Genomic DNA, 4,228 nt, shown 5'->3' on the forward strand with positions numbered 1-4,228 from the left:
GATCGCTGTGACTCGTGATCCAAAGCGGCTGGCGGCGGTTTGCACAAATTCACGCCAGCGCAGTTGTGCGCTGCCGGTTTTCATTTGTTGCGCTTCAGTAAAGGGTTGAACCAGATGTAATAGCACTTTGATATCGGTCGCCAGTAACCGTTCCAGTAACCGTGTTACCGGGCCACCTTCATCACCATATGTGTAATCGAGGCGGACCTGTTTAATCTGCAGCTCAGCAAGTTGCTGCAGAATATAATCATCGACAGCGGGATCCTCGGAGGTGGTGACGCCCACACCAACAAAATCGTTCGGGACGATATGTTGGGCTTCTGGTAAATGTCCATCAGGCAACGCCAGCCGGCCAGCAAATACGTAACGTAATGCATGACCCAATGAATTTGAATCCATTAATGGGCCGTTTTCAATTTTGTTTTGCGATGGGTCTGACGAGCTCATAAAAAATCCGAAAAGTTATGCCCTGCATTGGGCTTTTTAAAGCAGAAATACATCATGCTTGGGTTTGTGTCATAGCTACCACTGCTGGAAGCTTATTTTGTCCAAGTGGGCGTGAGGTGTTGGTATTCTACATAAGTCATTTCTAACGCAGTAGGGCGGATATACCCCGAATCCTGCTGGAAACTATCTCCTGAAATAAGGCTGACTTGAAGAGTTTAATGCGTCAAGCTACTGGAAAAGACATTTAACACCACTACGCCGCCTAAAATCATTGAAATGCCAATGATGGCAGGGGTGTCCAGCTTCTGACTAAACACAATCCAACCTATTAAAGCGATTAATACCACTCCGATACCTGCCCAGATCGCGTAGGCGATACCGACAGGAATGACTTTTAATGATAAAGCTAAAAAGTAAAAAGCGACGATGTAACCTACGATAACAGCTACAGATGGCCAGAATCGGGTAAACCCTTCAGAAGCTTTGAGAAAGCTGGTTCCGAAGACCTCGGCAATAATAGCAATACTTAGTAATAACCATTTAGACATATCATGGGACTCAATTGTAGGTGAGGAACAGGCTGATAGCCAACAGACTACCCAGCAATGCAACAATTAAACTAACAATGACGCCCCATTGCGTCCGATACCCTTCGGGAAATTCAGATTCCCCAAGTGTTTTTAACACACGCTGAAATTGTCTGGCAGCATACACGGTGGTCACACTGCCAAGTAGAATAAACGCCAGGCCGATGACAAAGGTCATGGTGGTGTTCAAGTGTTCCTGACCATTTGCTAATACTTCAATCAATAAACCTGAACGTTCAATCAAAAAACCGAACATGATAAACGTCAATCCAGTGCGATTCCAGGCGAGTAATGTGCGCTCTGCAGCGAATAAAACCCGCGGATCCTGAAGATAGGACATTGATTAAACCGCCTTTACTTTGCGTTTTCTCAACCAGTTTTTAAGCTTGGCGCTTAATTTGTGAAAAAAACGATGTTTGTTGCCAGCGGCTTCGCTGGTCAGAAAGTTTATCTGGATAGAGCGGCGTGTACCTTCAAAACTAGGATAGCCATGCCAGCAGTTATCAGTCACTTTAAACGCGACTAATGAGCCAGGACCGGGAATAATTTCATCGACATAATCTTCCATATCCTGTGCATTATTTAAAATTCGTAAGCGTCCCGTGGCAGCATCCCAGCTTTCATTCAGATAAATTAAAATGGTGACCAGCTTGGTTTTGGAGTCTGTGTGAATGCGCCCGTCTTTTTGTCGTGAATAGCCTCTTAAGGTCATCATCATCGGTAGATCCATCACTTTGACATCAAACTTTTCACAAATAACTTGTCTGAATTCTGGACTGTCGATGGAGTCAAGGAACGCTTTGAAATCAGGATTTACTGACACATCATCAACGTTGAAACTGCCCCCGTCACCGATGTCAGGGAAATCACCAATCACACGCTCCAGCACATCCTGACGGATCGATCGCTCCACCTTGAAAAAAGGGAAAGGTACGGTGTTAACTGTTGCAGCTTTTAAGGCCTGCATATCCAGTACTGAATTCATAGGATTTCTCATTAATGCATGTAAAGGTAATTACTACATATGATAGTACAAAATAGCCTTACAATCTGGTTACTGAAGTGGAATACATCCGTTATTTTATTCACTAGCAATGGTAATAGTGAATCAAGATAATTGCGACGCAATTGAATCGATGAATAAATTAATGATTCTGTTTTGCAGCAACCTAGTAGAAGTTGATATGGTCACTCAATAAACGCTAATCAGGAGATATCCATGTCAAAGTGGCAAGAAGGTCGGGTGGTAGAAAATAAACAATGGACCTCCACTCTACATTCTCTGAGGGTTGAGGCCCCCCTGGCATCATTTGAAGCCGGACAATTTACCCGACTGGCACTGGACATTGACGGTGAAGAGGTCAGTCGACCATTTTCGCTGGTGAATGCACCTGGCGAACAACCGCTGGATTTTTATTTTATTGAAGTCCCAGGCGGAATATTCTCAACAAAGCTGGCAAAGCTTAATCCTGGAGATAGCATCAAGGTTGCTACCAAGGCCACAGGGTTATTAACCCTTAAACAACTGCCGCCAGCCAAAAAGTTATTTTTACTGGCGACCGGTACCGGCATTGGTCCTTTTTTATCCATTATTAAAACACCCGAGGTGTGGCAACAATTTGAACGGATAACGCTGGTCCATGCTGTGCGCTATATGGAAGAGTTGACCTATCAACAACTGATCCGCAACATCGCCGAAAAGCATACCCATCAATTCAGTTATATTCCAATGGTCAGTCGAGAGGCATGTGACTACGCTATTCCGGGGCGGATTCCTGCAGCGATAATGGACTCCAAACTTGAGTTACGTGCTGGCGGACGTATCGATGATGAGAGTCATGTCATGCTTTGTGGGAACCCGGATATGGTGCAGGATACGATGAATGTGTTGTTAAAACGCGGGCTCACAAAGCATAGCCGACGCGAACCAGGTCATATCAGCATAGAAAAGTATTGGTAGTAAAATGAAGTGGTTGTGAGATTCAATTGCTCCAGAATAAACGTTAGTTGAACCAAATATTCTTCAACCAGTCACTAGTGGCATAGCAATTGCCTTTCATTTAAAAATGCTGGCTTTGCAGCAGAATCATCATATTGCATTGCAAATTGCACTAAAAAGTCACATTGTTAACAGACAAGGTTTTATAACGGATCACCCGACAATTTTGTTGCTCGGTCCAAAACAGGGGAGGGCTCATGTCAGATGTCTGGCAAGACACCATCACCACAGCTGAAACAATCCGCCGCGAACTCCATGCTCATCCGGAAATGGGCTGGCAGGAACATCGCACCGCTGAGCGTGTACGTGAAATTCTCAGCTCACTGAATATTAGCTGGCGTAGCTGTGCAGGCACTGGCACGGTCGGTGTACTGAATCCTAATGGAACGGCTGGGCCGCACATTGCCTTGCGCGGTGATATGGATGCATTACCTATTCACGAAGCCACTTTAAAAGCCTGGAGCTCAATGAATGAGGGGTGTATGCATGCCTGTGGTCATGATGGTCACACTGCAACCTTATTAGCGACAGCAAAATGGCTTAAGTATCACGAAGCGCAACTGAATGGACCGGTCAGCCTGATTTTTCAGCCCGCCGAAGAGGGGGGACATGGTGCCAGAGAAATGATCAACGATGGCGCGCTTGAGGGGGTTGACGAAATTTATGGCTGGCACAACTGGCCGGCTATTTCATTTGGTCAAATGCTTTGTCCCGATAGTTTGGTGATGTGTGGAAATGGCACATTTAAAATCACGCTGCACGGGCAAGGCGGCCATGCCAGCCAGCCGGAACTGTGCCGTGACCCAGTGTTAGCGGCCAGTGCGATTACCCTTAACCTGCAACAGATTATCAGTCGTCGGCTAGCGCCTCAGCAGGCTGCGGTGATCAGTGTCACTTCAATCGAAGCGTCAAGTGCGCCTACCGTGATTCCGCAAAATGCTGTTCTCGGCGGCAGCATCCGGGTCCCAGACAGAAAAACCCGTGATGAAATCTATCGGCTTATCACTGAGATCAGCCAGCAAACTGCCGCGAGTTATGGTGTGGTGGCTGAAGTGGAAAATTTTCCCCGCTATGACGCAACCATTAATCATTCGGTACAGGCTACAAACATGCGGCAGTTATGGCAGGACATTAACGGTGCTGATTCACTGGATTTTGTTACGTCGACACCGATTATGGCCTCCGAAGATTTCAG

The 4,228-nt window shown here is 46.1% G+C and carries 5 protein-coding genes and 1 pseudogene; 2 read left to right on the forward strand and 4 right to left on the reverse strand.

Annotated features, from left to right (window positions below):
• The 4 genes and pseudogenes from B3182_RS00775 to B3182_RS00790 all read right to left on the reverse strand — a co-directional run.
• A pseudogene (locus tag B3182_RS00775) lies at positions 1-447 on the reverse strand (hypothetical protein); the annotation flags it as partial.
• A 215-nt stretch (positions 448-662) separates the two neighbouring features.
• On the reverse strand, positions 663-995 hold the full coding sequence (locus tag B3182_RS00780) for an SMR family transporter (protein WP_292358054.1): 333 nt from the start codon (positions 993-995) through the stop codon (positions 663-665).
• 10 nt (positions 996-1,005) lie between these two features.
• A complete protein-coding gene (locus B3182_RS00785; RefSeq protein ID WP_292358055.1) occupies positions 1,006-1,374 on the reverse strand; it encodes a YidH family protein in 369 nt (122 codons plus the stop codon).
• A 3-nt stretch (positions 1,375-1,377) separates the two neighbouring features.
• Positions 1,378-2,019, reverse strand: coding sequence for a 2OG-Fe(II) oxygenase (locus B3182_RS00790; protein ID WP_292358056.1), 642 nt, complete (start codon positions 2,017-2,019; stop codon positions 1,378-1,380).
• Positions 2,020-2,253: 234 nt separating this feature from the next.
• Here B3182_RS00790 and B3182_RS00795 point away from each other — a divergent pair, with 234 nt between their 5' ends.
• Both B3182_RS00795 and doeB2 read left to right on the forward strand, forming a co-directional pair.
• A complete protein-coding gene (locus tag B3182_RS00795; RefSeq protein WP_292358057.1) occupies positions 2,254-2,994 on the forward strand; it encodes a ferredoxin--NADP reductase in 741 nt (246 codons plus the stop codon).
• A gap of 236 nt (positions 2,995-3,230) precedes the next feature.
• On the forward strand, positions 3,231-4,228 hold a 998-nt coding region (gene doeB2, locus B3182_RS00800), incomplete at its 3' end, for a N(2)-acetyl-L-2,4-diaminobutanoate deacetylase DoeB2 (RefSeq protein WP_292751140.1).

It is taken from the genome of Methylophaga sp. UBA4204, from assembly GCF_002379485.1.
GTDB lineage: Bacteria > Pseudomonadota > Gammaproteobacteria > Nitrosococcales > Methylophagaceae > Methylophaga.